Source organism: Mycobacterium cookii (assembly GCF_010727945.1).
Classification (GTDB): Bacteria; Actinomycetota; Actinomycetes; order Mycobacteriales; family Mycobacteriaceae; genus Mycobacterium; species Mycobacterium cookii.
In genome coordinates, this window is record NZ_AP022569.1 from 3,200,030 (window position 1) to 3,225,378 (window position 25,349).

The 25,349-nt window shown below is 66.5% G+C and carries 26 protein-coding genes and 3 tRNA genes; 19 read left to right on the forward strand and 10 right to left on the reverse strand.

What is annotated here, in order from left to right; translation table 11 throughout:
• Position 1 precedes the first annotated feature (1 nt).
• The 3 genes from G6N27_RS15060 to G6N27_RS15070 all read left to right on the forward strand — a co-directional run bounded on the left by G6N27_RS15060 (position 2) and on the right by G6N27_RS15070 (position 4,032).
• Positions 2–934 (forward strand): homoserine O-acetyltransferase/O-succinyltransferase family protein, encoded by a 933-nt coding sequence (locus tag G6N27_RS15060; protein WP_163777106.1) that lies wholly within the window; start codon positions 2–4, stop codon positions 932–934.
• A gap of 4 nt (positions 935–938) precedes the next feature.
• On the forward strand, positions 939–2,225 hold the full coding sequence (locus G6N27_RS15065) for an O-acetylhomoserine aminocarboxypropyltransferase/cysteine synthase family protein (protein WP_163777108.1): 1,287 nt from the start codon (positions 939–941) through the stop codon (positions 2,223–2,225).
• A gap of 142 nt (positions 2,226–2,367) precedes the next feature.
• Complete coding sequence (locus tag G6N27_RS15070) at positions 2,368–4,032, forward strand: alpha/beta hydrolase family protein (RefSeq protein WP_163777110.1); 1,665 nt, start codon at positions 2,368–2,370, stop codon at positions 4,030–4,032.
• Positions 4,033–4,041: 9 nt separating this feature from the next.
• Here the strand turns inward: G6N27_RS15070 and G6N27_RS15075 are convergent, their stop codons facing one another.
• From G6N27_RS15075 to G6N27_RS15085, 3 genes are read right to left on the reverse strand one after another with little or no spacing between them, the layout of a single operon-like run.
• Entirely contained in the window at positions 4,042–4,515 is a 474-nt protein-coding gene (locus G6N27_RS15075) for a holo-ACP synthase (RefSeq protein ID WP_163777112.1), read from the reverse strand.
• The gene (locus G6N27_RS15080) at positions 4,515–4,760 is read right to left on the reverse strand and encodes an acyl carrier protein (RefSeq protein WP_163781849.1); all 246 of its coding nucleotides are present in this window, start codon (positions 4,758–4,760) and stop codon (positions 4,515–4,517) included. Before G6N27_RS15080 ends, G6N27_RS15075 begins: the two co-directional genes overlap by 1 nt.
• Before the next feature lie 37 nt (positions 4,761–4,797).
• Positions 4,798–5,709, reverse strand: coding sequence for a phytanoyl-CoA dioxygenase family protein (locus G6N27_RS15085; RefSeq protein WP_163777114.1), 912 nt, complete (start codon positions 5,707–5,709; stop codon positions 4,798–4,800).
• Positions 5,710–5,801: 92 nt separating this feature from the next.
• Here G6N27_RS15085 and G6N27_RS15090 point away from each other — a divergent pair, with 92 nt between their 5' ends.
• The 4 genes from G6N27_RS15090 (at position 5,802) to G6N27_RS15105 (ending at position 10,529) form a co-directional block, all read left to right on the forward strand.
• Positions 5,802–6,731 carry a TIGR03621 family F420-dependent LLM class oxidoreductase gene (locus G6N27_RS15090; RefSeq protein ID WP_163777116.1) on the forward strand — a complete coding sequence of 310 codons (930 nt, stop codon included), beginning with the start codon at positions 5,802–5,804 and terminating at the stop codon, positions 6,729–6,731.
• 7 nt (positions 6,732–6,738) lie between these two features.
• A complete protein-coding gene (locus tag G6N27_RS15095; RefSeq protein WP_163777118.1) occupies positions 6,739–8,277 on the forward strand; it encodes an amino acid adenylation domain-containing protein in 1,539 nt (512 codons plus the stop codon).
• Between the two features lie 13 nt (positions 8,278–8,290).
• Positions 8,291–9,019, forward strand: a complete 729-nt coding sequence (locus G6N27_RS15100; protein WP_163777120.1) for a class I SAM-dependent methyltransferase — start codon at positions 8,291–8,293, stop codon at positions 9,017–9,019.
• A gap of 115 nt (positions 9,020–9,134) precedes the next feature.
• Positions 9,135–10,529 carry a phenylacetate--CoA ligase family protein gene (locus tag G6N27_RS15105; RefSeq protein WP_163777122.1) on the forward strand — a complete coding sequence of 465 codons (1,395 nt, stop codon included), beginning with the start codon at positions 9,135–9,137 and terminating at the stop codon, positions 10,527–10,529.
• Between the two features lie 11 nt (positions 10,530–10,540).
• Here the strand turns inward: G6N27_RS15105 and G6N27_RS15110 are convergent.
• Together G6N27_RS15110 and G6N27_RS15115 are read right to left on the reverse strand one after the other, a co-directional pair.
• Positions 10,541–10,616 (reverse strand) — tRNA-Arg (locus G6N27_RS15110).
• Between the two features lie 75 nt (positions 10,617–10,691).
• Positions 10,692–10,783, reverse strand: a tRNA-Ser gene (locus G6N27_RS15115).
• 94 nt (positions 10,784–10,877) lie between these two features.
• On the opposite strand from G6N27_RS15115, the gene G6N27_RS15120 reads away from it, so the two are divergent.
• Together G6N27_RS15120 and G6N27_RS15125 are read left to right on the forward strand one after the other, a co-directional pair.
• The gene (locus tag G6N27_RS15120; protein ID WP_163777124.1) at positions 10,878–11,951 is read left to right on the forward strand and encodes a pyridoxal phosphate-dependent aminotransferase; all 1,074 of its coding nucleotides are present in this window, start codon (positions 10,878–10,880) and stop codon (positions 11,949–11,951) included.
• 15 nt (positions 11,952–11,966) lie between these two features.
• A complete protein-coding gene (locus G6N27_RS15125) occupies positions 11,967–12,434 on the forward strand; it encodes a DUF4334 domain-containing protein (protein WP_163777126.1) in 468 nt (155 codons plus the stop codon).
• Here G6N27_RS15125 and G6N27_RS15130 read toward each other — a convergent pair.
• Positions 12,431–13,024 (reverse strand): TIGR03086 family metal-binding protein, encoded by a 594-nt coding sequence (locus G6N27_RS15130; RefSeq protein ID WP_163777128.1) that lies wholly within the window; start codon positions 13,022–13,024, stop codon positions 12,431–12,433. The two genes, G6N27_RS15125 and G6N27_RS15130, sit on opposite strands and share 4 nt — an antisense overlap.
• A gap of 23 nt (positions 13,025–13,047) precedes the next feature.
• Between G6N27_RS15130 and G6N27_RS15135 the strand changes: the two genes are divergently transcribed.
• Entirely contained in the window at positions 13,048–13,872 is an 825-nt protein-coding gene (locus G6N27_RS15135) for a crotonase/enoyl-CoA hydratase family protein (protein ID WP_163777130.1), read from the forward strand.
• 37 nt (positions 13,873–13,909) lie between these two features.
• Positions 13,910–14,098, forward strand: coding sequence for a hypothetical protein (locus tag G6N27_RS15140; protein ID WP_163777132.1), 189 nt, complete (start codon positions 13,910–13,912; stop codon positions 14,096–14,098).
• Between the two features lie 182 nt (positions 14,099–14,280).
• Here G6N27_RS15140 and G6N27_RS15145 read toward each other — a convergent pair whose 3' ends face one another.
• Positions 14,281–15,579, reverse strand: coding sequence for an HNH endonuclease signature motif containing protein (locus G6N27_RS15145; protein ID WP_163777134.1), 1,299 nt, complete (start codon positions 15,577–15,579; stop codon positions 14,281–14,283).
• A gap of 138 nt (positions 15,580–15,717) precedes the next feature.
• Here G6N27_RS15145 and lipE point away from each other — a divergent pair, with 138 nt between their 5' ends.
• On the forward strand, positions 15,718–16,989 hold the full coding sequence (gene lipE, locus G6N27_RS15150) for a lipase LipE (RefSeq protein WP_163777136.1): 1,272 nt from the start codon (positions 15,718–15,720) through the stop codon (positions 16,987–16,989).
• Here lipE and G6N27_RS15155 read toward each other — a convergent pair.
• A tRNA-Ser gene (locus G6N27_RS15155) sits at positions 16,971–17,057 on the reverse strand. The two genes, lipE and G6N27_RS15155, sit on opposite strands and share 19 nt — an antisense overlap.
• A gap of 22 nt (positions 17,058–17,079) precedes the next feature.
• The gene (locus G6N27_RS15160; RefSeq protein WP_163777138.1) at positions 17,080–17,568 is read right to left on the reverse strand and encodes a MarR family winged helix-turn-helix transcriptional regulator; all 489 of its coding nucleotides are present in this window, start codon (positions 17,566–17,568) and stop codon (positions 17,080–17,082) included.
• A gap of 67 nt (positions 17,569–17,635) precedes the next feature.
• Here G6N27_RS15160 and G6N27_RS15165 point away from each other — a divergent pair, with 67 nt between their 5' ends.
• Positions 17,636–18,613, forward strand: coding sequence for an NAD(P)H-quinone oxidoreductase (locus G6N27_RS15165; RefSeq protein ID WP_197746507.1), 978 nt, complete (start codon positions 17,636–17,638; stop codon positions 18,611–18,613).
• A 62-nt stretch (positions 18,614–18,675) separates the two neighbouring features.
• On the opposite strand, the gene G6N27_RS15170 is transcribed toward G6N27_RS15165, so the two are convergent.
• Positions 18,676–19,872, reverse strand: a complete 1,197-nt coding sequence (locus tag G6N27_RS15170) for a cysteine desulfurase-like protein (RefSeq protein WP_163777141.1) — start codon at positions 19,870–19,872, stop codon at positions 18,676–18,678.
• A gap of 109 nt (positions 19,873–19,981) precedes the next feature.
• On the opposite strand from G6N27_RS15170, the gene G6N27_RS15175 reads away from it, so the two are divergent.
• The 6 genes from G6N27_RS15175 (at position 19,982) to G6N27_RS15200 (ending at position 25,277) form a co-directional block, all read left to right on the forward strand.
• Entirely contained in the window at positions 19,982–21,916 is a 1,935-nt protein-coding gene (locus G6N27_RS15175) for a DUF6541 family protein (RefSeq protein ID WP_163777143.1), read from the forward strand.
• A 93-nt stretch (positions 21,917–22,009) separates the two neighbouring features.
• Positions 22,010–22,465 carry a bacterial proteasome activator family protein gene (locus G6N27_RS15180; protein WP_276044904.1) on the forward strand — a complete coding sequence of 152 codons (456 nt, stop codon included), beginning with the start codon at positions 22,010–22,012 and terminating at the stop codon, positions 22,463–22,465.
• 6 nt (positions 22,466–22,471) lie between these two features.
• Entirely contained in the window at positions 22,472–23,284 is an 813-nt protein-coding gene (wzt, locus tag G6N27_RS15185; protein ID WP_163777147.1) for a galactan export ABC transporter ATP-binding subunit Wzt/RfbE, read from the forward strand.
• Positions 23,285–23,294: 10 nt separating this feature from the next.
• On the forward strand, positions 23,295–24,185 hold the full coding sequence (gene glfT1 / locus G6N27_RS15190) for a galactofuranosyltransferase GlfT1 (protein WP_372513023.1): 891 nt from the start codon (positions 23,295–23,297) through the stop codon (positions 24,183–24,185).
• Positions 24,182–25,012 carry a galactan export ABC transporter permease subunit Wzm/RfbD gene (gene wzm / locus G6N27_RS15195; protein ID WP_163777152.1) on the forward strand — a complete coding sequence of 277 codons (831 nt, stop codon included), beginning with the start codon at positions 24,182–24,184 and terminating at the stop codon, positions 25,010–25,012. The genes glfT1 and wzm overlap by 4 nt, the downstream gene beginning before the upstream one ends.
• A gap of 64 nt (positions 25,013–25,076) precedes the next feature.
• Positions 25,077–25,277 carry a CsbD family protein gene (locus G6N27_RS15200; RefSeq protein ID WP_163777154.1) on the forward strand — a complete coding sequence of 67 codons (201 nt, stop codon included), beginning with the start codon at positions 25,077–25,079 and terminating at the stop codon, positions 25,275–25,277.
• Positions 25,278–25,349 lie beyond the last annotated feature (72 nt).

Genomic DNA, 25,349 nt, shown 5'->3' on the forward strand with positions numbered 1-25,349 from the left:
GGTGGGCATTCAACTGGCCGACGGACCGGCGCAGTGGACATGCGCCCTGGTCAACAACATGCCCGACGCCGCGTTCTGCGCCACCGAGCGACAATTCATCAGCCTTCTCGACGGCGGATCCGGGTGTCGGACCGTCGGGGTGACGCGGTACGCCATGGCCGGGGTGCCCCGCGGCGAGCGGATCCGGACCCATATCGCCGCCGAGTACCGGCCGTTCGAGGACATCTTCTCCGACCCGCCCGACCTGCTGGTGGTCACCGGCGCCAACCCTCTCGAGTCCCGCATCGAGGACGAGGCCTACTGGTCCGATCTGCACGGATTGTTGAAGTGGGCGAGCGAACACGTGCGGACCATGGTGCTGTCCTGCCTGTCGGCCCACGCCGCCCTGGCCGTCTTCGACGGCGTCGAGCGGACCGTGCTGCCGGAGAAGTGCACGGGCGTCTTCGCCCAGCAGGCCGACCAGTCCCACCCGCTGGCCGCCGGGTTCGGCGGTCCCGTCCTGCTGCCCCATTCGCGGCACAACGCCGTGCCCGTCGACACGGTGGTCGCCGCCGGCTACGCGGTGGCCCTGCAGTCGGAGGCGGCCGGGTGGAGCGTGGTCACCAGAACCGTCGGCCAATCCGACGTCGTGCTGGTGCAGGCCCACCCCGAGTACGACCCGACCAGCCTGGTGCGCGAGTACCTCCGCGACGCGCGGCGCTACGTCAGCCACGAACGCGACGAACCGCCCTGCCTGCCCCGGGACTGCCTGGTCGGTGCGGACTGGCACCGGCTTCGCCTGCTGCACAAGAAAGTGGTCGGCGACCGGAACCCGGATCTGCTGGACGCCTTCCCCTTCGACCAGGTAGCTGCCCACGCCCCCTGGCAGTGGCGTGGTACCGCCCTGCGTCTGTACGCCAACCTGTTGGCGACCATCCCGATGAGGAGCGTCTGAGGCCATGCACGACGAGACCATCGCCATCCACGGTGGCTACACGCCCGACGGGACGCGGGCCGTGGCCGTGCCCATCTACCAGACGGTGGCCCACGATTTCATCGACGCCGCCCACGCCGGTGCGGTGCTCGACCTGGAGACGCCCGGCTTCCACTACAACCGGCTGAACAACCCGACCCTGGATGTCCTCGAGCAGCGCATCTGCGCCCTCGAAGGCGGGACGGCGGCCCTGGTGGTGGCATCGGGCATGGCCGCGGTCAGCTACGCCATCCTGACGGTGGCCAGCGCCGGCTCGAATATCGTTGTGGCCCCTCAGCTTTACGGCGCCACCTTCACCTACTTCGCCCATGTGCTGCCGACCTTGGGCATCGAGGCGCGCTTCGCCGTCGACGACCGGGCCGAGTCCATCGCCCCGCTCATCGACGACAACACCCGCGCCGTGTTCTGCGAGACCATCGGCAACCCGGCCGGCAACGTCGTCGACCTGGAGGCGGTGGCCGCCGTGGCCCACGCGTCCGGCGTGCCACTGATCGTCGACAACACGGTGGCCACCCCGCTGATGCTGAAGCCCTTCGAGCATGGCGCCGACGTGGTGGTCCACTCGCTGACCAAGTTCGTCGGCGGCCACGGCACCACGCTGGGTGGCGCCATCGTGGACGGCGGCCGATTCCCGTGGGCCGACCACCCCGACCGCTTCCCGATGTTCAACCAGCCCGAGCCCGCCTTCCACGGCGTCGTCTTCGCCCGCGACTTCCCCGAGCGGCCGTTCACCGTGCGGGCCCGCTCCACCCAGCTGCGCAACAGCGGCGCCACCCTGTCGCCGTTCAACGCCTTCATGCTGCTGCAGGGCCTCGAGACGATGGCGCTGCGGCTCGAGCGCCACGAGGCCAACGCCCGGGCCGTCGCCGAATACCTGGCCGCCGACCCCCGGGTGGCCTGGGTCAGCTTCGCCGGCTTCCCCGACCACCCGTACCACCACCTGGTCGAGCGCTACCTGCACGGACGCGTGCCGTCCATCATCACCTTCGGAGTCACCGGCGGCTACGACGCCGGATTGGCCTTCTTCGATGCACTCTTGCTGGTCAAGCGGCTGCTGAATCTGGGCGACGCCAAGACCCTGGCCATCCATCCCGCCTCCACCACGCATCGTCAGCTGTCCGACGACGAGTTGGTGAAGGCCGGTATCAAGCCGGAGACCATCCGGTTGTCCATCGGGATCGAGCACATCGACGACATCATCGACGACATCGACCAGGCCCTGGCCAAAGCCACGGTCGGCCACATCGACTGAGCGCGATATGCCGTTGACGACAACAGAGGTGCCGACATTTTTCGGTCCGTCTGACTCGCCACTGTTCGGCGTGCTTCACCTTCCGGTTGACAACCAGATCAGGGGCGGGGTGCTGATCTGTGGTTCGCTCGGGAAAGAGGGGATGGATAGTGCCCGGCTGCACCGGATCCTCGCCGACGGGCTCGCGCGCCGGGGTTTCGCCGTGCTGCATTTCGACTATTTGGGTTTGGGCGATTCCGCATACGCTCAGGACCGTGATGACGCGGTCGCCAATTGGGTGGCAAGCGTGGGCCACGCGCTCGATTACCTCACGCTGGTCGGCGCGCAATCAACGACCGCGATCGGCATCCGTGCCGGTTGCCTGATCGTCGACGAGTACCTAAATCGCTCGCACACGGTCAACCGTGTGGTCTTACTCGACCCTCCCGGAACAGGCAGGCGTTACCTGCGTGAACACACCGCGCTGTTCCGGCTGTCGGTGGGCGAGGACGCCGTGACGGCCGGCGAAGTGTCGATCATGGGCGGCCGGTTGACCGACCACGCGGCCGGAGAATTCGCTGCGCTGCAACTGAGTGCCAATCCGGTCAGTACCCATGGTGTCGACAACGTGCTTCTGGTGGGACGACCCGCCGAGACCGACAGGCGCGTCACCGCCTTGGCATCGTCCGAGGGAGTCGATTCGATCGTCAGCGAAGGTCTGCCGGACTGCGCCCGGCCGCGGGATATGTTGCTGCCGATCCCTTACGCCGCAGTCGATTCGATCGTCGAGTGGATCGACCGACACGTTTCCAACGGCACCCATCGCGCCGTACCGCAATACCTGGACACGGTGACGATGCCCGCCGACGGCCCCGACGGGGTCGACGTCATCGAGCGCATCGAACGAATCGGGCCCAACGGCCTGTTCGCCATCCGGACGCTGCCCCGACGCCGCAGTGCCGCACCCGCAAGAACCGTGCTGTTCTTCGTGACCGCCAAGGACTTTCACGTCGGACCCGCGCGAGAGTGGGTCGAATTGTCGCGTCGCATTGCGGCAAGCGGGGCACAGGCGATGCGTTGGGACCCCGCGGGTATGGGCTTGTCAGGCCGGATCCACCGCGATCCGTACCGCTTCGTGTTCACCAAGGCCGACATCACCGACGCGATCGCGGTGGCCAGACATGCATGCCACGACGTCGCCGAACTCGAGCTCGTCGGTATCTGCTCGGGCTCGTGGTACGCCGCGCAGGTCGTCCGCAACGTCGGCGCGCGGTCGGCGATCCTGGTCAACCTGGTGGCGTGGAGTTGGCGCATCACCCCTAACTGGCTGTCGCAGTGGGACATTCGGAGGAAAGCGCTAAGAGCAAACGCGCCTCGTGACACCGGCGGCTCCCACCTCGGATCCTGGACAGCGCGCCTCAGGGCGCCTCTCGCCCCAGCCAGAGGGGCGACGAAAAGCTTTATGCACAACCATCTCCCGCGCTCCGTGCTGCACGTGTTGAGCTGGATCGGATTGGTCTACCTGCCGGAAAGTGTGCTGACGACGCTCGTCCGTCGTGGCACCGACCTGACGCTGATCGCCGCGCCAGAAGATACGGAGCATTTCCTTGCCCGAGGTGGCCAGGGGGCCCTCGACCGTCTGCAAGAGACACCACAGCCGCCGCGGCGGATCGCCATACCGACCGGCGACCATGGCGCCCATCACCCAATGATATTGGCCGCGATCCGCAATGCGGTGCTGCCGGCAATGGACGCCGCTACGGCCGAGGATCGCGAAATCCTCTGGTGCCCAGACGAAATCAGCGCGCGTGAGGTTCGGGCGGGGTAACCCGCAAAATCAGCGAGGGCCGTTGGCGCTGGACACGACCGGGCCGCAGACCACAAGGAGGACGGCCATTGCGTGGCAGTCGGCGTGCGAAAGCGACAACGACGAGCTGAGCCAGCCTTGGCCTCGTGCCCGCTCGGCGAGCGCTCCGCTCAGACGAAGCCGAGGCAAGGGACCGTCCCGCGTCACCTCCATTTCCCGCCAGGGAAAAGGCATCTCGGGCTCGGCGAACGCTTTGATCACCGCTTCCTTGGCCGCGAACCGGGCCGCCAGGCTGTGCACCCGGTTGCGGCCCCGGCAGTCGTCGATTTCGCTCGGCGTGAAGATCTTGCGGAGGTAACGGTCCCCGAACGCCGCCAGCGAACCCTCGACATCCTCCATGGCGACGATGTCGCACCCGACACGGACCCGGCGCCCGTCGATCTCGCTCGGAAAGACGCTCGGCGGAGCCGGTTTCGGTGGGTTGACGGCTCGTGCACGTGGCATCATGCAGGCGCTTTGACCAGACCTTCGACGACCTGCGCGATGTTGTGGATCGAGGCAAAGGTGGACTTCTTGAGCACTTCCTCCGGGAACTCGATGTCGAAGGCATCCTCGAGCGCAAGCATCACATCGACCGACGCATGCGACGTCAGGCCGAGTTCGTAGAGATCGGCCTGATCGTCCACCTCGCGTGGATCAATTGCCATCCGGCCGTGCGCAGATAAAACGTCGCGAATCTGGTCCAGCATCACGTATTCCCTCGTATTTCTGTTGTGGTTCAACCTGTTAATTGGTGTCGGGTGCCGCGGGTGGGACGTAGGTCCCGGTCGCCCTGAGCCGCTTGCGGGCCACGCGGCGATAACCGTAGAAGTCGGAGATGTACGCCGGGCTGTCGTACAGCCAGTCCAGCGGTTCACGCATGTCGTCGACGTAGCCGATGGAGTAGGAACCGCGCTGGTAACCCATCAGCCGGAGCAGACCTTCGGGAAGGGTCCGGGCGATCTCGGGCGGGCAGGCGAGATACTGGTTCTCCTCCTGCCGCAACCACCCGAGCGAGTAGCCCACGTTCATCCCGATCCGGCTGACTTCGGTCGTGTTGGCACCTCCGCCATGGAATATCGAGCCCGTATACATCAGCACTGACCCCTTGGTCATGATCGCTGGGGCGGACAGCTCGAAGTCGACGTCGTCGGGGTCGTCCTCCCACCGGTGGCTGCCTACCACCATCCGGGTGGCGCCCATCTCCTCGGTGAAGTCGGTGACAGCCCACATGGTGCCCACTTCGGCTTCGAAACCCATCGGGAACCGGTAGCGGTCGAACGCCCACTGGTCCCGATGAATCATCTGCGCCGGCTCACCGGGTCCGATGGTCACCAGCTGGGTCAGGTCGATCTGGAAGGTGCTGGCGTGGTCGCCCAACACCAGATCGAGCGTGTCGATGATCGTCCGGTGGGCGATCAGTGGGCGAGCGCTCGGTGAACGGGCGATCAGCGCGCCGGTTCGTTGCGTGACCTCCCCGAGGAAGTCGGTGTTGCCTCCACATGTCACGGCCAGGTACGGCGCGATCTCGGCCCTGATCTGGTCCATCGTTTCGGCGGATGCGAGGTCGGCGATGACGACGCACCCGTCTTCTTTGAGCACTTCCGCGACATCTGCGGGCGCGCAGTCCGAACCGACTGTACGTACTGCTGTTGGCATGGAAAGCACTATAAGGGATGATATAAGGATATTTCAATGACTATTGGTCGGTAATGAGTTAGCTTTGATGCCAAGCCATGGAGGTAAGGACGATGCCCTCAACACTCCCGTTTCGATTCGGCGTACTCGCCGAGGTCACGCCCACCATGTCGGCTTGGCGAGACCAGGCGCGGATGGCCGAGTCACTCGGCTACTCGACCCTGTACATCTCTGACCACCTCGACGCCCAGTTCGGGCCCCTGGTCGCCGCAACCGTGGCGGCCGAGGCGACCTCGACCCTCCACGTGGGCTTCGGTGTGTTGAACAACGACCTCCGCAACCCGGTCGTCGTGGCCAAGGAGATCGCCACGCTCGGCTTGGCGGCCGAAGAACGGGTCGAGGTGGGTTTCGGCGCGGGCTGGCTGCGGAGCGATTACGAACAAGCGGGCATCGCGTACGACAAACCCGCTGTCCGCGTGGACCGGCTGGCCGAGAGCCTCGCGGTCATGAAGACGCTGTGGTCCGAAGGGAAGTCGACGTACACCGGGACCTATTACACGGTGCAGGACGCCCGCTGCGATCCTCGCCCGGCTTTGCCGCCCCGCGTCATCGTCGGAGGCGGAAGCAAACGAATACTCACCGTCGCGGCCGAACACGCGGACACCGTGGGCGTCAACACCAGCCTGGCGTCGGGCGTAAAGGGCGGCGATCTGGCGAGCCAGGCCTCCTTCGAGCATTTCGATCGCTGCCTGTCATGGGTGCGCGACGGGGCCGGTGACCGCTTCAACGCCATCGAGCTGCAGATCGTGGCCTTCGCCACCAGAGTCGTCGCCAGCCAGCGCGCGGCCGCTCGCACCGCAACGATGCTCGGCTTTCCGGGCGAGGATGCGCTCGAACTCCCGATCGTCCTGATCGGCACCGAGGACGAGTTGTGTGAGCGGCTTCTCAAGCGCCGCGAGCGGTGGGGCTTCACCAACATCGTCATCGGCGCCGAGGCGATGGAGTCCTTCGCGCCGGTGGTCGCCCGACTCGCGGGCAGCTGAGCCGCACGTGACGAACACCTGCGTGCTCGGCGCTGTGCTGGACTACGTAAACCGAGACCCGAACCAGCCCGCCGTCAAGGACCTGAACCGCGCATTGACCCGCGGCGAACTGCGCGCCGCAGCGCGCCGAGTGGCTGCCGGCCTGCATCAGAAAGGCGTCAGGCCCGGCGATCGGGTTGCTCTGCTGATCGGCAACTCGGTGGACTTCGTGGTGGCGGCGGTGGGCTGTCTGTGGGCGGGGGCCACGTTCGTTCCGCTGGCGATCACCGACCCTGACGTCCGCCGCGCGCAGATCGTCGCCGACTGCCGACCCGCACAGGTGATTACCGCGGGTCAGACGCGGCCATCGGGACTCCCAGCCGGCACGGTGTGGACCAGCCTTTCGGCCTTGAGCGCGGCAGGCGGTCCCCCGCCACTACCCGTGACGGGCCGGATTGCGTACATCATCTACACCTCGGGCACGACCGGAGTTCCCAAAGGCGTCCAGATCACCTCGGACGCCTTTTTCACCGCGGCCGAAGCATGCGCCGACGCGGTCGGGCTCACCCCGGACGACCGAGCGCTCTGCGTTTCGCCCGTGCACTTCGACGGGTCCTTTTCGGCGATCTTTCCTCCGCTCGTGCGCGGAGTCCCACTCGTCATCCCCGACCGGGAAGCTTTGCTGTTTCCACGCCGGTTCTTCTCGATTGTCGCCCGCGAGGGCATCACTGCGACCAGCTTCTCTCCCAGTTACCTGCGGCTGCTTCGGTCCAGCGGCCGGCTCGATCGTCTGGCCGACACCCCATTGCGCGTGATGGCCCTGGGTGGTGAAGCGCCGTCCACTGCCGACATCCGGGCGGTGTGGGCCGCCAGTCCAGGCCTGCGGGTGGTCAACCGGTACGGGCCGACCGAGACGACCATCGCGGTCGCTCATCTCGACCTGACGCCGGAGCTGCTCGACGCCGGGCTGGTACCGATCGGCCAGCCGCACGCCGGCAGCTCGTTCCACCTCGTCGACGAACACGGAAGTCCGGTGGACGGCCCCGGCGTCGTCGGCGAGCTGCACATCAGCGGGCGGCAGCTGATGGCCGGATACCTGAACGACCCGGGCCACAGCGCGGCCGTGCTGCGAACCGACGTGGTCGAGGGAGCCACCGTCTACCGCACCGGCGATCTGGTTTACCGCGACGACCGGGGCAATTACGTCTACGTCGGCCGTTCGGACCGCGTCATCAAGCGCCATGGTGTGCGGCTGTCACTGGTCGAGGTGACCGAGGCGCTCGGCAGCACCGAGGGGATCGCATCCGCGGCGTGCACGACCTTCGACCTGGAGGGCGATCTGGGGATCGCCGCATTTGTGGTGACCGACCGCGAACTCACCCCTGTCGGCGTCCGCCAGGCCGCGAGCCAACGGCTCCCCGAGACCATGTTGCCCGATCAGTTCTTCCTGGTGGCCAGCTTGCCCTTGACTTCTTCCAGCAAGGTCGATGAGAAACGCCTGCTCAAGGAGGCTGGCTTGACCCCGCCGAACGAAGGGGCCCGAGCCGCCAGTGTCGTTGCTCTCTGAGAGGACCTTGCGTATGCGAAGGAGAAGTTCATCGGCCTTCCCCGACGCGAGCCAGTACAACTTCTGGATCAAGCTGGCGCCAAGCGTGGCACGCCTGTTCGGAGCTTCCTCGACGCTTCGTACCAAGACCATCAACGCCGCACAGATCGCCGACTTCGTCGATTGGCAGGTGCGTGTGTTCGGTGCTCGGCCAACGGTTTTCGGGCGGCGCGAAACGCTGTGGGAACGGCTCGCGCAGAGGCTGGACCCAAACCGTCGTCTTGTGGTGCTCGAGTTCGGTGTCGCCTGGGGCTATGCGACCAACTGGTGGTTGTGCCGATTGGGCGGTCGCGACGACGTGGTCTGGCACGGGTTCGACCGTTTCACGGGGCTGCCACGCGCCTGGCGTGAATATCCGCAGGGCATGTTCGATGCCGGTGGTCAGCCGCCGGCGATCGACGATGAGCGCGTACGTTGGCACGTCGGCGACGTCCAGGACACTCTGGGCGCGGTGGACCTGCCCGCCGCGCGCGATGCGCAATGGCTGGTGCTGTTCGACATGGACATCTACGAACCGACCGTCTTTGCCTGGGAGGCGATCAATGCTCACCTACGACCGGGGGATGTCATCTACCTCGACGAAGCGGTGGACCGCGACGAACGGTGCGTCCTGGACGAGATGATCCTGCCGTCGATCGGTTGCGAGTCCGTCGGCGCCACGCCGTACGCGTTGGGTCTGGTGGTAACCCGTCCAGTCGGCTGACGCTGTGGGGAAAGCCGGCTTGCCGGCGCCGAAGAGTCGCAAACCTGCCTGACTACTGGCACACGCTTTTGCTACCATTAGTATGTAAATCGCCGTTTTATAGTACTATCGGTCTATGCAGACGATGCTCCCCACCCCGACGCCGGGCGGAATCTACTCCGAACTGGTCCGGCGCCAACGTGCCGAATTGCAGGACGCCTACATGAAGGGGGTGCGCCGGCTGCGTTGGGACGCAGCACGTCTCGCCGCCGAACGCGAACGGCGCCTTCGGGAGCTGCTGGTGCACGCCGCCGAGCACTCGCCGTTCTGGCGGGAACGACTGGCAGGCCACGACCTGGCCAACTTCACCGAGGCCGACCTCCCGTCACTGCCGATCCTGACCAAGACCGAGATGATGACAGAGTTCGACCGGATTCTCACCGTCCCCGGGTTGACCCGCGCCCGCATCAGCGAACACATCAGTTCGCTGGACGGCGACCGCTACATCGACGACGAGTACCGGGCGATCGTCAGCTCGGGATACGCCGGGACCGAGGCCTACCACGTCTACGGCTGGGACTCGTTCATCACGTTCGTGATGCAGGGCTCGCGGTGGACCGGGCGACGCGGCGAAGACCCGGCGGCGGTTTTGGCCCAGTGCTTCAGTTGCAGCGCCAGGCATGAATCGGGCGCGTTCTACGCCTTCAGCAGCTTCGAGGGCGGCGGGCCCACGTCGCACTGCTTCGACGCCACACTGCCCCTGGGCGCGATGGTCGACCGTCTCAACAACATCCGTCCTGGTGTGGAGGCCCTGCAGGGTTGGCCGAGCCTGATCTGGGAGCTGGCGCAAGAGGCCAGGCTTGGGCGGCTGACCATCAAGCCGACCTGGGTCAGCGTCGCTGGGGAGCTGTGCACCGAGCCGGTCCGCGAGGCCGTGCGGTCCGCGTGGGGGATCGAGGCTTCGGAGTTCTGGGGCTGCTCAGAAGGCACCTACGCGTTTCCGTGCGGCGTCGGCGAAGGCATGCACGTCGCCGACGATCTGGTGATCCTCGAGCCGGCGGACGCCGACGGCAACGTCGTGCCCTATGGGCAGCCCGCGGCTCGGATGCTGCTGACCAACCTGTTCAACCCGGTGCAGCCGCTGATCCGCTACGACCTGACCGACGCGGTGACGATGACCGACGAGCCATGCCCGTGCGGTTGCGCTCATCGACGCATCTTGTCGGTCAACGGCCGGATCGACGGCGTGTTCAAGTACGACGGTGGTGCCGTGGTGCCGCGCGCGGATCTCGAACAGACGGTCGTGGCCACCCCCGGCGTCGTGAACTTCTTCATCGACCAAAACCACGGCGGAGTCGATGTGTCCGTGGTGACCGACGGTTCGACCGACCTCCAGCAACTGCGGACGGAACTGAGCGACGTGCTCGGTCGGCACGGCGGGCCGAGTACGGACGTCGACGTGCGCGCGGTCGATTCGATCAAGCGGCTGTCGCGAGGGAAAACCAGGCAGTTCGACACTGAGGCGGTCTAGCCGACGATATGTGGCGCGCCCGAAGGGATTCGAACCCCTAACCTTCTGATCCGTAGTCAGATGCTCTATCCGTTGAGCTACGGGCGCATGTGTTCAGTTGTCTCTCGTACTGCTGTGGTGACCCATTTCGCCCGGCTTACGCCGCGCTTGCGATCCCCACGCTGGCGGAGGCGAGAGGATTTGAACCTCCGGTCCCCGGTAAGGGGGACAACTCATTAGCAGTGAGTCCCATTCGGCCGCTCTGGCACGCCTCCTCGAACTTCCCGAGGGTACCGGACCGCCGCCAGGAGCCGACCGCCGGAACCGCCGCGGAGCACAGCGTACACAGGCCGGACATATGCTGTCGAAATGACTGCTCGCCTGCGCCCGGAAATGGCCGAGCTGCCGGCGTACGTACCGGGCAAGACGGTGCCGGGTGCCATCAAACTGGCCAGCAACGAGACCGTCTTCGGCCCGCTGCCGAGCGTCCGCGCGGCCATCGAGTGCGCCACCGATGCCGTGAACCGCTACCCGGACAACGGCTGCGCCGACCTCAAATCGGCTCTGGCGAAGCACCTTAACTCCGGCCGGGTCGGCAGCGCCGGCGGCTGGGGGCCCGAGCACATCGCGGTCGGCTGTGGATCGGTGAGCCTGTGCCAGCAACTCATCCAGATCAGCGCCACCGCCGGCGACGAGGTGCTGTTCGGCTGGCGCAGCTTCGAGATCTACCCGCTGCAGGTCCGCCTCGCCGGGGCCACCGAGGTCCAGGTGCCGCTGTCCGACCACACCTTCGACCTGCAGGCGATGCTCGCCGCGGTCACCGACCGGACCCGGCTGATATTCGTCTGCAACCCCAACAACCCCACCTCGACGGTGGTCGACCCGGACGCGTTGACGCGGTTCGTCGAGGCGGTGCCATCGCACGTCCTGATCGCAATCGACGAGGCCTACGTCGAGTACATCCGCGACGGCCTGCTGCCCGACAGCCTGGCCCTGGTGCGTAGCTACCCCAATGTCGTTGTGCTGCGGACGTTTTCGAAGGCGTACGGCCTGGCCGGCCTGCGAGTGGGCTACGCGGCCGGCCATCCGGAGTTGATCACCGCCCTGGACAAGGCTTACGTGCCGTTCACCGCGACGAGCGTCTCGCAGGCCGCGGCGATCGCGTCGCTGGACGCCGCAGACGAGCTGCTCGCCCGCACCGACGCCGTGGTCGCAGAGCGCACCCGGGTGAGCCACGCGCTGCGTGGCACGGGATTCACCCTGCCGCCGTCGCAGGCGAATTTCGTCTGGTTGCCGCTGGGATCCCGCACTCTGGACTTCGTCGAGAAGGCCGCCGACGCGCGGATCGTCGTCCGGCCGTACGGCAGCGACGGCGTCCGGGTGACCATCGGTGCGCCGGAAGAGAACGACGCCCTGCTGTCGTTTGCCGAGAACTGGATCTGATCGAAGGAGATCGCGATGAGTGAGACGCTGGCCCGCAAGAAGTTCACCGAGTTCAAGCAACACGCGGGCGCTATCGATGACGCCGAACTCGACGACTACTGGGCGAGCCTTACGCCGGCCAGCATCGACGGCATGTTGGGCGAATGGAAGGGCGGCGAATTCGTCACCGGCCACCGGATGAACGGCCAACTGGAGAAGGCGCGCTGGTTCGGCAAAACATTCAACTCGGTGGCCGACGTGCAGCCACTGGTCTGCCTCGACGACGATGGGAACCGGTTTTCCAACGTCAAGATGGGCAAGGGTGAAGCGAGCCTGTGGCTCGAGGAATTCCGCGGCGAAGTCACCGCCACGATGGTGTACGACGGCCAACCCGTCCACGATCACTTCAAAGTGATCGACGACGACGCGGTGATGGGCATCATGAACGGCAAGGGCGTCGTCGAGAACGGCCGGTACTTCTACTTCTACCTCGAGCGCGTCTAGCTCTTCGGGCCCGGATCGCGGCCGGTGAACGCAACCAGGCGGTCGATACCCGGTGCATGGTCGTCGATCTCGACGGCGGCACCGAACTCCCCTTTAGCGCGGCGCTCGGGCGTGATGATCTTCTCGGCAACGCCCAGCACGTATTCCGCCAGCGAATCCGGTACGTCCGCCGGGTGTCCGGTGGCCACCGTGTAGTCCCATCCGTGCACGAGCAGACCGAATGCCAGCACGCCCGCCAGAGTGTGCACCGGCAGTTCGTTGCCGTGCCAGGTGACGGTGCCGTCCAAGCCGTGGCGGGCGTGAAAGGCGTCCAGCGTCGGACGGCCGACGGCGATGATCTGACGCTCGGCGGTGTCGTCGGCATCGCGTGACGGAAGCTCGGCGTCGAGCGCTTCGCCGATCGACGTGATCGTCTCGACCAGGTGATCGGTCAATTGGCCCACGTCGAAGCCCTCGCTGCCGGTCTGGCGCGAGTGGTCGTCGGGCGAGATCGGATGCACGATGTGTTGCAGCACTCCCAGCGCCGCCTCGGCGGCGCGAAGTTCGTCGGCGGGAGGCGAGTCGGGTCCGGGGCGCAGGTCGGAAGGCATGCAATCCACGGTACGGTCTCGTCATGGGTGAGCCATACGAGTCCGTCACCATCGAACACAAGGATCACGTCGCCCAGGTGACGTTGATCGGGCCGGGCAAAGGCAACGCGTTGGGGCCGGCTTTCTGGTCCGAAATGCCCGAGGTATTCGCCAAGCTGGACGCCGATCGTGACGTGCGTGCCATCGTGCTCACCGGGTCGGGCAGCAATTTCAGCTACGGCCTGGACGTGCCGGCGATGGGCGGGACGCTGGCGCCGGTGTTGGCACCGAATGAGTCGGCCCGACCCCGCGCCGAGTTCCACCTCGAGGTGCTGCGCATGCAGGAAGCGATCAACGCGGTCGCGGACTGCCGCACGCCGACGATCGCGTCGGTACACGGTTGGTGCATCGGCGGCGGCGTCGACCTGATTTCCGCGGTCGACATCCGCTATGCCAGCGCCGACGCGAAGTTCTCGGTGCGTGAGGTCAAGCTGGCGATGGTCGCCGACATGGGCAGCCTCGCCCGGCTGCCGCTGATCCTGTCCGACGGGCACTTGCGGGAACTCGCGCTGACCGGCAAGAACATCGACGCCGAGCGTGCCGAGAAAATCGGCTTGGTCAACGACGTGTTCGCCGACGCCGACGCCGCGTTGGCCGGTGCTCATGCCACCGCCGCTGAGATCGCCGCCAACCCGCCGCTGACCGTCCGCGGCGTCAAGGATGTTCTTGACCAGCAACGGATTTCGGCGGTGTCGGCCAGTTTGCGTTACGTCGCGGCGTGGAACGCCGCCTTCCTGCCGTCGAAGGATCTGTCCGAGGGAGTGGCGGCGACCTTCGCCAAGCGAGCGCCGAAGTTCACTGGCGACTAGGACGATTCGGTACGCCTCCAACGGGTAGTCCCCGTGGATGGCTACCTATCGAGTACTCAACCCGCACGGCGACGTCGTCGACACCAAAGACATTGCCAGCGCCGAGGACGCGCACGCCTGGTTCGTCGACGCCAAGGCCGACAACTCCGAGCTCGGCTGGCGGATGGAAGTGGACGTCGACGGCAACTGGCAGTTCTTCGACGACACCGAGGGCGACCGGGCCTAGCGCGGTGACGATGCAGGCCGCGCAGCGGCCTGAGGAGGAGGCGCGCAATTCAGGCCTAGCGCGGTGACGATGCAGGCCGCGCGGCGGCCTGAGGAGGAGGCGCGCAATTCAGGCCTAGCGCGGTGACGATGCAGGCCGCGCGGCGGCCTGAGGAGGAGGCGCGCAATCCGGCCTTCGCGGCGTCACGGATCTTCGTCATCGTCCTGTAGCAGCTTCTCGGGGTGATGGAACGTGTTTGTCCGCGGCTGGCCATGGTCCAGATGCGCAGGTGGGATCCACTCGGTTTCGCCTCGCTGGTTCTTTCGCGTTGTCCAGCCCTGCTCGGCAAGCGGGTGATGACCGCCGCATCCGAAGGTCATGTCGTTGACGTCGGAGGTGCCGCACCTCGCATACGGGTCGCAGTGATGCGCCTCTGAGTGGTAGCCGGGGATCTCGCAACCGGGGAACGAACAGCCACGATCTTTGGCGTACAGCACAATTCGCTGTGCCGGAGAGGCCAGCCGTTTGGTGTGATACAGCGCCAGCGCCCGGCCCTTGTCGAAGATCGCGAGGTAGTGGTGGGCGTTGCCGGCCAGCCGGATGACGTCGGACATCGGCAACAGCGTGCCGCCACCCGTCAGGCCGCGGCCACAGCCGGACTCCAATTCCCGCAGCGTCGTCGTGACGATGATGGTGGCCGGTAAACCGTTGTGCTGACCGAGCTTTCCGGACTCCAGCAGCAGACGGCCGGCCGCACTGAGCGCGTCGTGATTGCGTTGAGCGGCGCTCCGGCTGTCGTTCTCGATCGGCGCAGCCAGCTTGGCGAAAACGGCGTCGACGGTCGCGCGGGCTTCGGGAGTCAGGTATCCGGTGATCGGACTCATGCCGTCGGCGCCCTGCGGTCCGATGGTGATGCCGCGCCGCCGTGATCGGTCCTCGTCGGTGAAGTTGCCGTCGGGGTTCAGGCAGTCGGTGAGCTTGTCGGCCAGCTTGCTCAGCTCGTCCGGACGGTGCTGGGTGCCCAGCCGTGCCAGCTGCGCCTCGGCTACCTGACGCGTTTCGAGGTCGACGAAGTCCGGCAGCCGGTGCAAAAAGCTGCGGATCACCGCGACGTGACCGGCGCCCAACTGGCCGTCGCGCTGGCCTGCCGCCGTGGCCTCCAGTTGCGGCGGCAACGGTTCGCCGGTGACCGCCGTGCGCTCACCGAGGTCGGCGGCTTCGTGGACACGTCGCGATGCTTCAGCTCTGGTGATCCGAAGCCGGTTGGCCAGCGCATGGGTCAGCCTGCCGCCCAGCTCGGTTTCGCCGGCTTCCCTGGCAAGCTTGTTGATCGCAGGGTGGCCCGCCGCCGGCAGGCGTCGTGCCTCGTGTTCTTGGCGTTCCAGCAACGCCAAACATTCGGGCGTGGTGAGCGCGTCGTAGGACAGTTCGAGCACGTCGGACACCGCATCGTGCAGTGCGTCCCAGCACTTCACGATGTCCTTTCGGCTACTCGAATACATGTTCGAATAGTACCGCGGGCAAACGACGCCGACACCGTCGTCAACGCCCACCTGTGGATAAAGCTGAGACTGTGGATAACTCCCCCGTAGCCGCCGCACGTACCCTCGCCAAGGGAAACCGTCGCGAGAGGGGTGTGCATGAGCGGCCAGCACGATCTGCAGGGCAGAATCCGCGTCGCGGCCGACCTCGACGCCGTCACCGCGGTCGGCGACGAAGACCACTCCGAGATCGACCCCGCGGCCGTCGAACGGATCTGGCAGGCCGCCCGGCACTGGTACCAAGCGGGACTGCATCCGGCGATCCAGCTGTGCCTACGCCACAACGGCAAGGTCGTGCTCAACCGCGCGATCGGGCACGGCTGGGGCAACGCGCCGACAGACCCGCCGGACGCCGAGAAGATCCCGGTGCGGACCGATACGCCGTTCTGCGTCTACTCGACCGCCAAGGCGATCACCGCGACCGTCGTGCACATGCTCGTCGAGCGCGGGCAGTTCTCACTCGACGACCGCGTCTGCACATATCTGCCGACCTACACCAGCCACGGCAAGGACCGCACCACGATCCGGCACGTGATGACGCACAGCGCGGGCGTCCCGTTCCCGAATGGTCCGAAGTCGGATCTCAAGCGAGCGGACGACCATCAGTACGCGCAGGAGCAACTCGGCAATCTGCGGCCGGTGTACCGCCCGGGGTTGGTGCACATCTACCACGCACTCACCTGGGGTCCGCTGATGCGCGAGATCATCTATGCCGCCGCCGGCAAGGACCTGCGCGAGATTCTGGCCACCGAGATCCTCGACCCGCTGGGGTTCCGCTGGACCAACTTCGGCGTCGCCGAACCAGACATCCCCCTGGTGGCGCCCAGCCACGCGACCGGCAAGCAATTGCCCGCCCCGATCGCGGCGTTGTTCCGCAAGGCGATCGGCGGGACGGTGCACCAGATCATCCCGGTGACCAACACGCCGCTGTTCCTCAAGACCGTGATCCCGTCGTCGAACACCATCTCGAACGCCGACGAGATGTCTCGGTTCGCTGAAATATGGCGCCGCGGAGGCGAACTCGACGGCGTCCGGGTGATGAGCCCGGACACGCTGCACGGCGCGGTGCGGGAAAGCCGACGCCTACGGCCTGACTTCGCGATGGGTCTGCAACCGGCCCGCTGGGGCACCGGCTTCCAGCTGGGCACGACGAAGTGGGGCCCGTTCGGCCGCAACGCGCCGGCAGCGTTCGGCCATCTCGGCCTGACCAACTGCGCGATCTGGGCCGACCCGGAGCGTCAACTGTCCGGCGGCCTGGTGAGCAGCGGTAAGCCCGGCAGCGATCCCGAGGTCAAGCGATACCGGGCGTTGATGGACCGCATCACCACGGAGATTCCGCCCGGCCGACAGGGCGGTGGCGGAGGGATTTGAACCCCCGGACGGTTTTAGCCGTCTCTCGCTTTCAAGGCGAGTGCATTAGGCCGCTCTGCCACGCCACCGCGGACAAGGGTAGCGGTTCGGTTAATGGGAGACCTTCAGCGCGGCGCTGATCCGACGGCAGTTCTCCCCCATCGCAGCGATCTGCGAGCGGGACAACTGGGCCAGGAAGTGCGTCCGGACGGCCTGGGAGTAGGTCACCATGGCCTGCCGCGCCGCCGCCCGCCCATCGTCGGTGATGGTGGCGACGACACCGCGGCGATCGGCCTGGCTCGCCTCGCGGCGCACCAGCCCCTGACCTTCGAGGCGACGGATCTGTCGAGTCAGGCGACTGGGCAGCGACGCCAGCGCCTCGGCGAGATCACCCATCCGGGCGCACCCGGCCGGCGAGCTGTCCAACAAATCGAGGACCCTGACATCGGACAGCGACAGTTGGTGAACGTCGCTGAGTTGACGATTGAGCGTCGCGAACAACCGCAGGGTCGAATCAAGGTAGTTCTGCCAAGACTTCTGCTCGGCGATATCCAGCCCGGGCATCTCGCTGGCTGTCCGGCCGGCAATGAGGGCGGCCATCACGTCATGCTATGCGACACATCGCCTTTCGAACAGCCCGAAATCCGCTGGTAGTAGGTTGGCGGGCATGTACGCCATCGTCGTCGAATCCGCCGATCAACTTTCCTGGCAACACGTCCCGGATGTCGCTCCGGGCCGCGGCGAGGTGCTCGTCAAAGTCAGCGCCGCCGGCGTCAACCGGGCCGACCTGCTGCAGGCCGCCGGGCTGTATCCGCCGCCGCCCGGGGCCAGCGAACTGCTCGGCATGGAGGTCTCCGGGGTCGTCGCGGAGGTGGGCGCCGACGCCGGCGACTGGTCGCCCGGGCAGGAAGTCTGCGCGCTGCTGGCGGGCGGTGGCTACGCCGAGTACGTCGCGGTGCCCGCGGGCCAACTCATGCCGATACCGGGCGGGGTCGATCTGCCGGATGCCGCGGGTTTGCCAGAAGTGGCCTGCACGGTCTGGTCGAACCTGGTGATGACGGCGAACCTGAGCGAGGGCCAGGTCCTGTTGATGCACGGCGGCGCCAGCGGCATCGGCACCCACGCCATCCAGATCGCTCGCACGCTCGGCGCCCGGGTCGCCGTCACCGCGGGGTCGGCGGCCAAGCTGGAAACGTGTCGCGAACTGGGCGCCGAGATCTTGATCAACTACCGCGACGAGGACTTCGTCGAAAAGGTGAAGGAAGCTACGGACGGCGCGGGCGCCAACGTGATTTTCGACATCATGGGGGCGGCGTATCTGGACCGCAACATCGATGCGTTGGCCAGCGACGGTCGGTTGGTCATCATCGGAATGCAGGGTGGGATCAAGGGCGAACTCAATATCGCGAAGCTGCTCAGCAAACGGGCTCACGTCATCGGCACCACGCTGCGCGGCCGGCCGACCACCGGGCCGAGCAGCAAGAGCGAGGTGGTCGCGGAGGTCACGCGCTCAGTGTGGCCCATGATTGCTGACGGACGGGTGCGGCCGGTCATCGGGGCGCGCCTGCCGATTCAGGACGCCGCCGAGGCGCACCGTCTGCTGTCGTCTGGAGAGGTGACGGGAAAGATCGTCTTGACGGTCTAGCCGCGTCGGGCGCGCCCGGCCTGCCGGGCGCTGGGCTGCGAACGCCCGGACGGCCGGGCAGATCAGCCCAGCGACGCCAACGCGCGGACCAACTGGTCCACTTCGGCCATCGTCGAGTAGTGCGAGAGGCCGACCGTCACCGCGCCGCCGACGTCGTTGACCCCGATCACGTCGAGCACTCGCGAGTTGGCGTTGGAAATCGCGAGAATCCCGTTGTCCGCCAACCGTTGCACCACCCGCTCCGCCGGCACCTCGTGGACGGCGAAGCTCACCACCGGTATCCGGGCCTCCGGCCGGGCGATTACCACCACCAGCGGCAGCGAGCGTAGCGAGCCCATCAGGTAGTCGAAGATCCCGTCCATATAGGACGTCGCGGATTGCAGTGAGGTGGCCAGTCTTTCGCGTCGTGTCCCGCGGGCCGACTCGTCAAGCGAGGCGAGGTACTCGATGCTGGCGACGAAGCCGCCGAGCAGGCCGAACTGGTGCACGCCGACCTCGAGACGGGCCGGCCCGGTCGCATAGGGGTTGGTCGAGACCGACGCAAAGGTGTTGATCATCGCGGGGTCGCGGAACACCAACGCGCCCACCGGCGGACCGCCCCAGCCGACGGCGTTGATCGCCACCACGTCGGCATCGATCTCGTCGATGTCGATCAAGCGATACGGCGCGGCCGCGGAATGGTCGACGACGACAAACCCGCCCACGTCGTGCACCAGCTTGGTGACCGGGCGTAGATCGGTGACTGTGCCCAGCGTTCCCGACGCCGACGTCACCGCGACCAGTCGAGTCGCCGACCCGATCAGGCTCTCCCACTGCCACGACGGCAGATCGCCGGTCTCGATGTCGACCTCGGCCCACTTCACCTTGGCGCCGAATCGGTTTGCTGCGCGCAGCCACGGCGCGATGTTCGCCTCGTCGTCTAGCCGGGTGACGATCATCTCGTAGCCCAGCCCGGCACGGGTCGACGACGCGTCGGCCAGCGACGCCAGCAACACCGCGCGGTCGGCGCCCAGCACCACTCCGCGCGGGTCGGCGTTGACCAGATCAGCCGCGGCCTGCCGGGCAGCCTCCAGCACCGCCGCACTCCGCTTGGCCGACGGATGAGGGCCGGCGGTACTGGGGAACGACCCGCGGAAAGCGGTCGAGACGGTGGTCGAGACCGAGTCGGGGATCAGCATCCCGGACGGCGCATCGAGATGCACCCAACCGTCCCCGAGCAGCGGGTGTAATCCCCGCACTCGGGCGACGTCGTAAGCCATACCAGCCACCTTAGAGCTCTGCGCAATAAGCCAAATCGTGTCGGTAGCGGGCACCCGGATAGGTCCCCGCCCTCCCGAGCCAGGTCACCCGGCCAGCAATACTAGTCGGGTGGGGATCTGGTTCGGAACGCTGATCGCATTGTTTTTGCTGATCGCGCCGGGGGCAATCGTCGCGCGGATCGCACAGCTAACCTGGCCGGTCGCCGTCGCCGTCGGCCCCGCGTTGACCTACGGCGTGGTGGCCCTGGCGATCATCCCGTTCGGCGCGGTCGGAATCCCGTGGAACGGTTGGACAGCGCTCGCCGCGCTGGCTGCGGTGTGCGTCGTGGTGGCCGCTTTGCAGCCGCTGCTCGCCCGCTACCGCGACCAGGAAGCTGAAGCGCGCGGGATCGATCGCCGGCAAGCGCTGATCGTGGTGGCTGGGATCGGCCTGGGCGCGCTGCTGATCATGTGGGCGGCCTATCGCGGCATCGTGCATTGGCAATCCATCCCGAGCACCTGGGACGCGGTGTGGCACGCCAACGAGGTGCGCTTCATCCTCGACACTGGCCAGGCGTCGTCGACCCATATGGGCGAGCTGCGCAACGTCGAGACCCACCACCCGCTGTACTACCCGTCGGTGTTCCACGCGCTGACCGCGGTGTTCTGTCAGCTCACCGGCGCCGCACCCACCACCGGTTACACCCTGACCTCAGTGGCGGCCGCGGTCTGGCTGTTTCCGACCAGCGCGGCGATGCTGAGTTGGTTCCTGCTGCGGCCGCGCACGCCCCACGTTGCCGGGGTGGCGGCCACCGCGGCCGCGCTGTCCGCGTCGTTCACGTCGGTGCCTTACGTCGAATTCGGCACCGCGGCGATGCCCAACCTTGCGGCTTACGGCGTGGCGATACCGACGTTCGCGCTGACCGCGTCGACGCTGCGGCATCGCGACCGAGTCCCGTTGGCGGTGCTGGCCCTGGTCGGCATTTTCTCGGTGCATCTCAGTGGCGGGTTCATCGTCATCCTGTTCGCCGGAGCCTGGTGGTTGCTGGAGGCGTGTTGGCATCCGGTGCGCGGGCGGATCGCCGACCTGGTGACGCTGGCCGCGGCGGCGGTGCCAGCCGGGGTGATCTTGGCGCCGCAGTTCATCGGGGTGGCCCAGCAGGCAGGCATCATCGCCGGCCACGCATTCCCCAGCTTCAAGTCCGTCAAGCAGGGCGTGATCGACGCGCTGTTGCTGCACACCCGCCATCTCAACGACTTCCCGACGCAGTACGGCTTGGTCGCGCTCAGCGGTATCGGCATGGCGATCCTGCTCTACAAGAAGATCTGGTGGCCGCCCGCGCTCTGGCTGGTGCTGACCGTGGCGACGATCTACTCCGGTGCGCCGTTCCGTAATCCGCTCGGGACCGCGATCGAACAGTTCAGCCAGTTCTTCTACAACGACCCGCGGCGGCTGTCGGCGGTGGTGACGATGCTGGCGACGCCGATGGCCGCCATCGCGGTGTTCGCGTTGGTCGTCGGCGCCGTCGCGTTGGCCAGACGGGTCATCACTCTGCCCGCGCCCGTGTGGGTTTCGGTGACGGCGGCGATGCTGGTGATCACCACCGTGCTCGCCGGGCGGCAGTACCTCTACCGGCATCTGGTGCTGTTCGGCGACAAGTACGACTCGGTGATGATCAACCAGCAGGACCTCGACGCGATGGCACACCTGGCCACGCTGCCCGGCGCGCACACCACGCTGATCGGCAACTCCAACGTCGACGGCACCGCCTGGATGTACGCGGTCGCCGACCTGCACCCGCTGTGGACGCACTACGACTTCCCGCAGCAGATGGGGCCCGGCTACTACCGGTTCAACTTCTGGGCTTATGCCGACGTCGACTCCGATCCGCGGGGCGCCGATGCGGTACGGGCGCTCAATATTCGCTATGTGCTGACCAGCGCGCCCACGGTGCGCGGGTTCAAGGTGCCTGACGGACTAGTGTCGATAGACCGATCGAAGCGGTGGGCGAAGATCTACGACAACGGCGCGGCCTGGATCTACGAATGGCGAGGCCCCTCGTAGCCCCTCTTAGCCTCCTGAGGAGAGTGACTGGTCTTGAGTATCGGCAACGACGACGACAGCATCGAGGTCATCGGCGGCCTGGACCCGCGCATCATGGCGACCGCACAGGACGATGACGGCGACCGGTCGCTGACCGACCTGGTCGAGCAGCCGGCCAAGGTGATGCGGATCGGCACCATGATCAAGCAACTGCTCGAGGAGGTGCGCGCCGCTCCGCTCGACGACGCCAGCCGCAGCCGGCTGCGCGAAATCCACGCGACCAGCATCCGGGAACTCGAAGACGGCCTCGCGCCGGAACTCCGCGACGAGCTCGAGCGACTGACACTGCCGTTCACCGAAGGTGCCGTGCCGTCGGACGCCGAACTGCGTATCGCCCAGGCGCAGCTGGTCGGATGGCTGGAAGGACTGTTCCACGGAATCCAGACCGCACTGTTCGCCCAGCAGATGGCCGCCCGCGCGCAGCTCGAGCAGATGCGCGAACAACGTGGTCTGCCACCGGGAATCGGGCGAACCGGCCACCCCGGTTCGGGCACTGGGCAATACCTGTAGGCAGCAATGACGAGCCCGGTCCCACCTCATATCGAAACCCGCGACGCGTGGGTCGAGTTTCCGATCTTCGACGCCAAGTCGCGGTCGCTGAAGAAAGCCTTCCTGGGTAAGGCCGGTGGCGCGATCGGTCGCAACGCGTCCAACGTGGTGGTGATCGAGGCGTTGCGGGACATCACGATGTCGTTGGAATTAGGCGACCGCGTCGGGCTGGTCGGCCACAACGGCGCCGGGAAATCGACTCTGCTGCGGCTACTTTCGGGCATCTACGAGCCGACCCGAGGCTGGGCCAAAGTCACCGGCCGGGTCGCGCCGGTGTTCGACCTCGGCGTCGGCATGGATCCGGAGATCTCCGGCTACGAGAACATCGTCATCCGCGGGCTCTTCCTCGGCCAGACCCGTAAACAGATGCTGGCCAAGGTCGACGAGATCGCGGAGTTCACCGAGCTGGGCGACTACCTGTCGATGCCGCTGCGGACCTACTCCACCGGCATGCGGGTGAGGTTGGCGATGGGTGTGGTCACCAGCATCGACCCGGAGATCCTGCTGCTCGACGAAGGCATCGGCGCCGTCGACGCCGAGTTCCTCAAGAAGGCACAGTCGCGGTTGCAGCAGCTGGTCGAGCGGTCCGGAATCCTGGTGTTCGCAAGCCATTCCAACGAATTCCTGGCCCGGCTGTGCAAGACCGCGATGTGGATCGACCACGGCGTCATCAAGCTGACCGGCGGCATCGAGGACGTCGTGCGGGCCTACGAGGGCGAAGACGCCGCACGGCACGTCCGCGAAGTGCTCGCGGAAACCCAAGCGCCAGCACATGACTGATCCATCGGCAATGGTGTGCGCCGTCGTCGTCACCCACCGGCGCCCCGACGAACTGGCCAAGTCGCTGGATGTGCTGAGCACCCAGAGTCGGCTGCCGGACCACCTGATCGTCGTCGACAACGATCACGACGACCGCGTTCGGGATCTGGTTGCCGGCCAGCCGGTCCGCACCACATATCTGCCGTCACGCCGAAACCTCGGCGGCGCAGGAGGTTTCGCGCTCGGCATCCTGCACGCACTGGCACTGGGCGCCGACTGGGTGTGGCTGGCCGACGACGACGGTCATCCGCACGACGGCCAGGTACTGGCGACGCTGCTGGCGTGCGCGAACAACCACCGACTGGCCGAGGTGTCGCCGATGGTGTGCAATGCCGACGACCCCCAACTGCTGGCGTTCCCGTTACGCCGCGGTCTGGTCTGGCGTCGCCGCGTCGACGAACTGCGCACCGAGCCGGGCCAGGACCTGCTGCCCGGAATCGCGTCGCTGTTCAACGGTGCGCTGTTCCGGGCGTCGGCATTCGAATCGATCGGCGTTCCGGACCTGAGGCTGTTCGTCCGCGGCGACGAGGTCGAGATGCACCGACGGCTGGTCCGGTCCGGGCTGCCGTTCGGGACCTGCTTGGACACCAGCTACCTGCATCCGTGCGGTTCGGCCGAGTTCAAACCGATCCTCGGTGGCCGGATGCATACGCAATATCCCGACGACGCCACCAAGCGGTATTTCACCTACCGCAACCGCGGCTACCTGATGGCGCAGCCGGGTCTGCGCAAATTGCTGGTCCAGGAGTGGCTGCGGTTCGGCTGGTTCTTCCTGGTGTCGCGCCGCGACCCGAAGGGTTTGCTGGAGTGGCTGCGGCTGCGCCGGCTGGGGCGCCGAGAACAGTTCGAGAGGCCGTCATGACCCTCATTGATGCTGCGGCGCAGTCGAAGACGATGGCCAAGGCGTGGGGCGACCTGGTCGACGGCTACCGTCGACGCGAACTCTGGTGGCATCTCGGTTGGCAGGACATCAAACAGCGCTACCGGCGCTCGGTGCTCGGCCCGTTCTGGATCACCATCGCCACCGGAACCACCGCCGTCGCGATGGGCGGCCTGTACTCCAAGCTGTTTCACCTCCAGCTGTCGGTGCACCTGCCTTATGTCACGCTCGGGCTGATCATCTGGAATCTGATCAACGCGTCCATCCTGGAAGGCGCCGAGGTGTTCGTCGCCAACGAGGGATTGATCAAACAGCTGCCGACCCCGCTGAGCGTGCACGTCTACCGGCTGGTGTGGCGGCAGATGATCCTGTTCGGGCACAACATCGTCATCTATCTGATCATCGCGATCATCTATCCGAAATCGTGGTCCTGGGCCGATCTTTCGGTGATCCCGGCGCTGGGCCTGATCGTGCTCAACTGCGTCTGGGTGTCGTTGTGTTTTGGCATCCTGGCGACGCGCTACCGCGACATCGGGCCGCTGCTGTTCTCGGTCGTGCAGCTGCTGTTCTTCATGACGCCGATCATCTGGAACGACGAGACACTGAGACAGCAGGGCGCGGGGCCGTGGGCGAAGATCGTCGAACTCAATCCGCTGCTGCACTACCTGGACATCGTCCGGGCCCCGCTGCTCGGAGCGCATCAGGAGCTGCGGCACTGGGCGGTGGTGACGGCGCTGACCATCGTGGGTTGGGTGATGGCCGCCGTCGCGATGCGGCAGTACCGCGCCCGCGTGGCGTACTGGGTTTAACTCCGGGCCGGTTGCCTTGATCTCCCTGCGGGTATTCACGCGCACGACCTAAGGAGGACGTGCGATGAGTGCGACCAACAAGCTCAGAAACAAGCTGCAGCGTGTCCGTGGGAGAGCGAAGGAATCGATCGGCCGCGTGACCGGCGACCGCAAGCTCGAAAGTCGCGGTGTGGGTGATCAGTTCAAGGCTGATGTGAAAGACATCGGCGAAACGGCGAAGGACGTCATCCGCGGACGGCGCGGGCGGCGGGGCCGTCGAATCTGACGGCTGCTGACAGGCTCGAACAGCATCTAAACGAAAACCGCGGCCCAGGTTTGCCTGGGCCGCGGTTTCTGA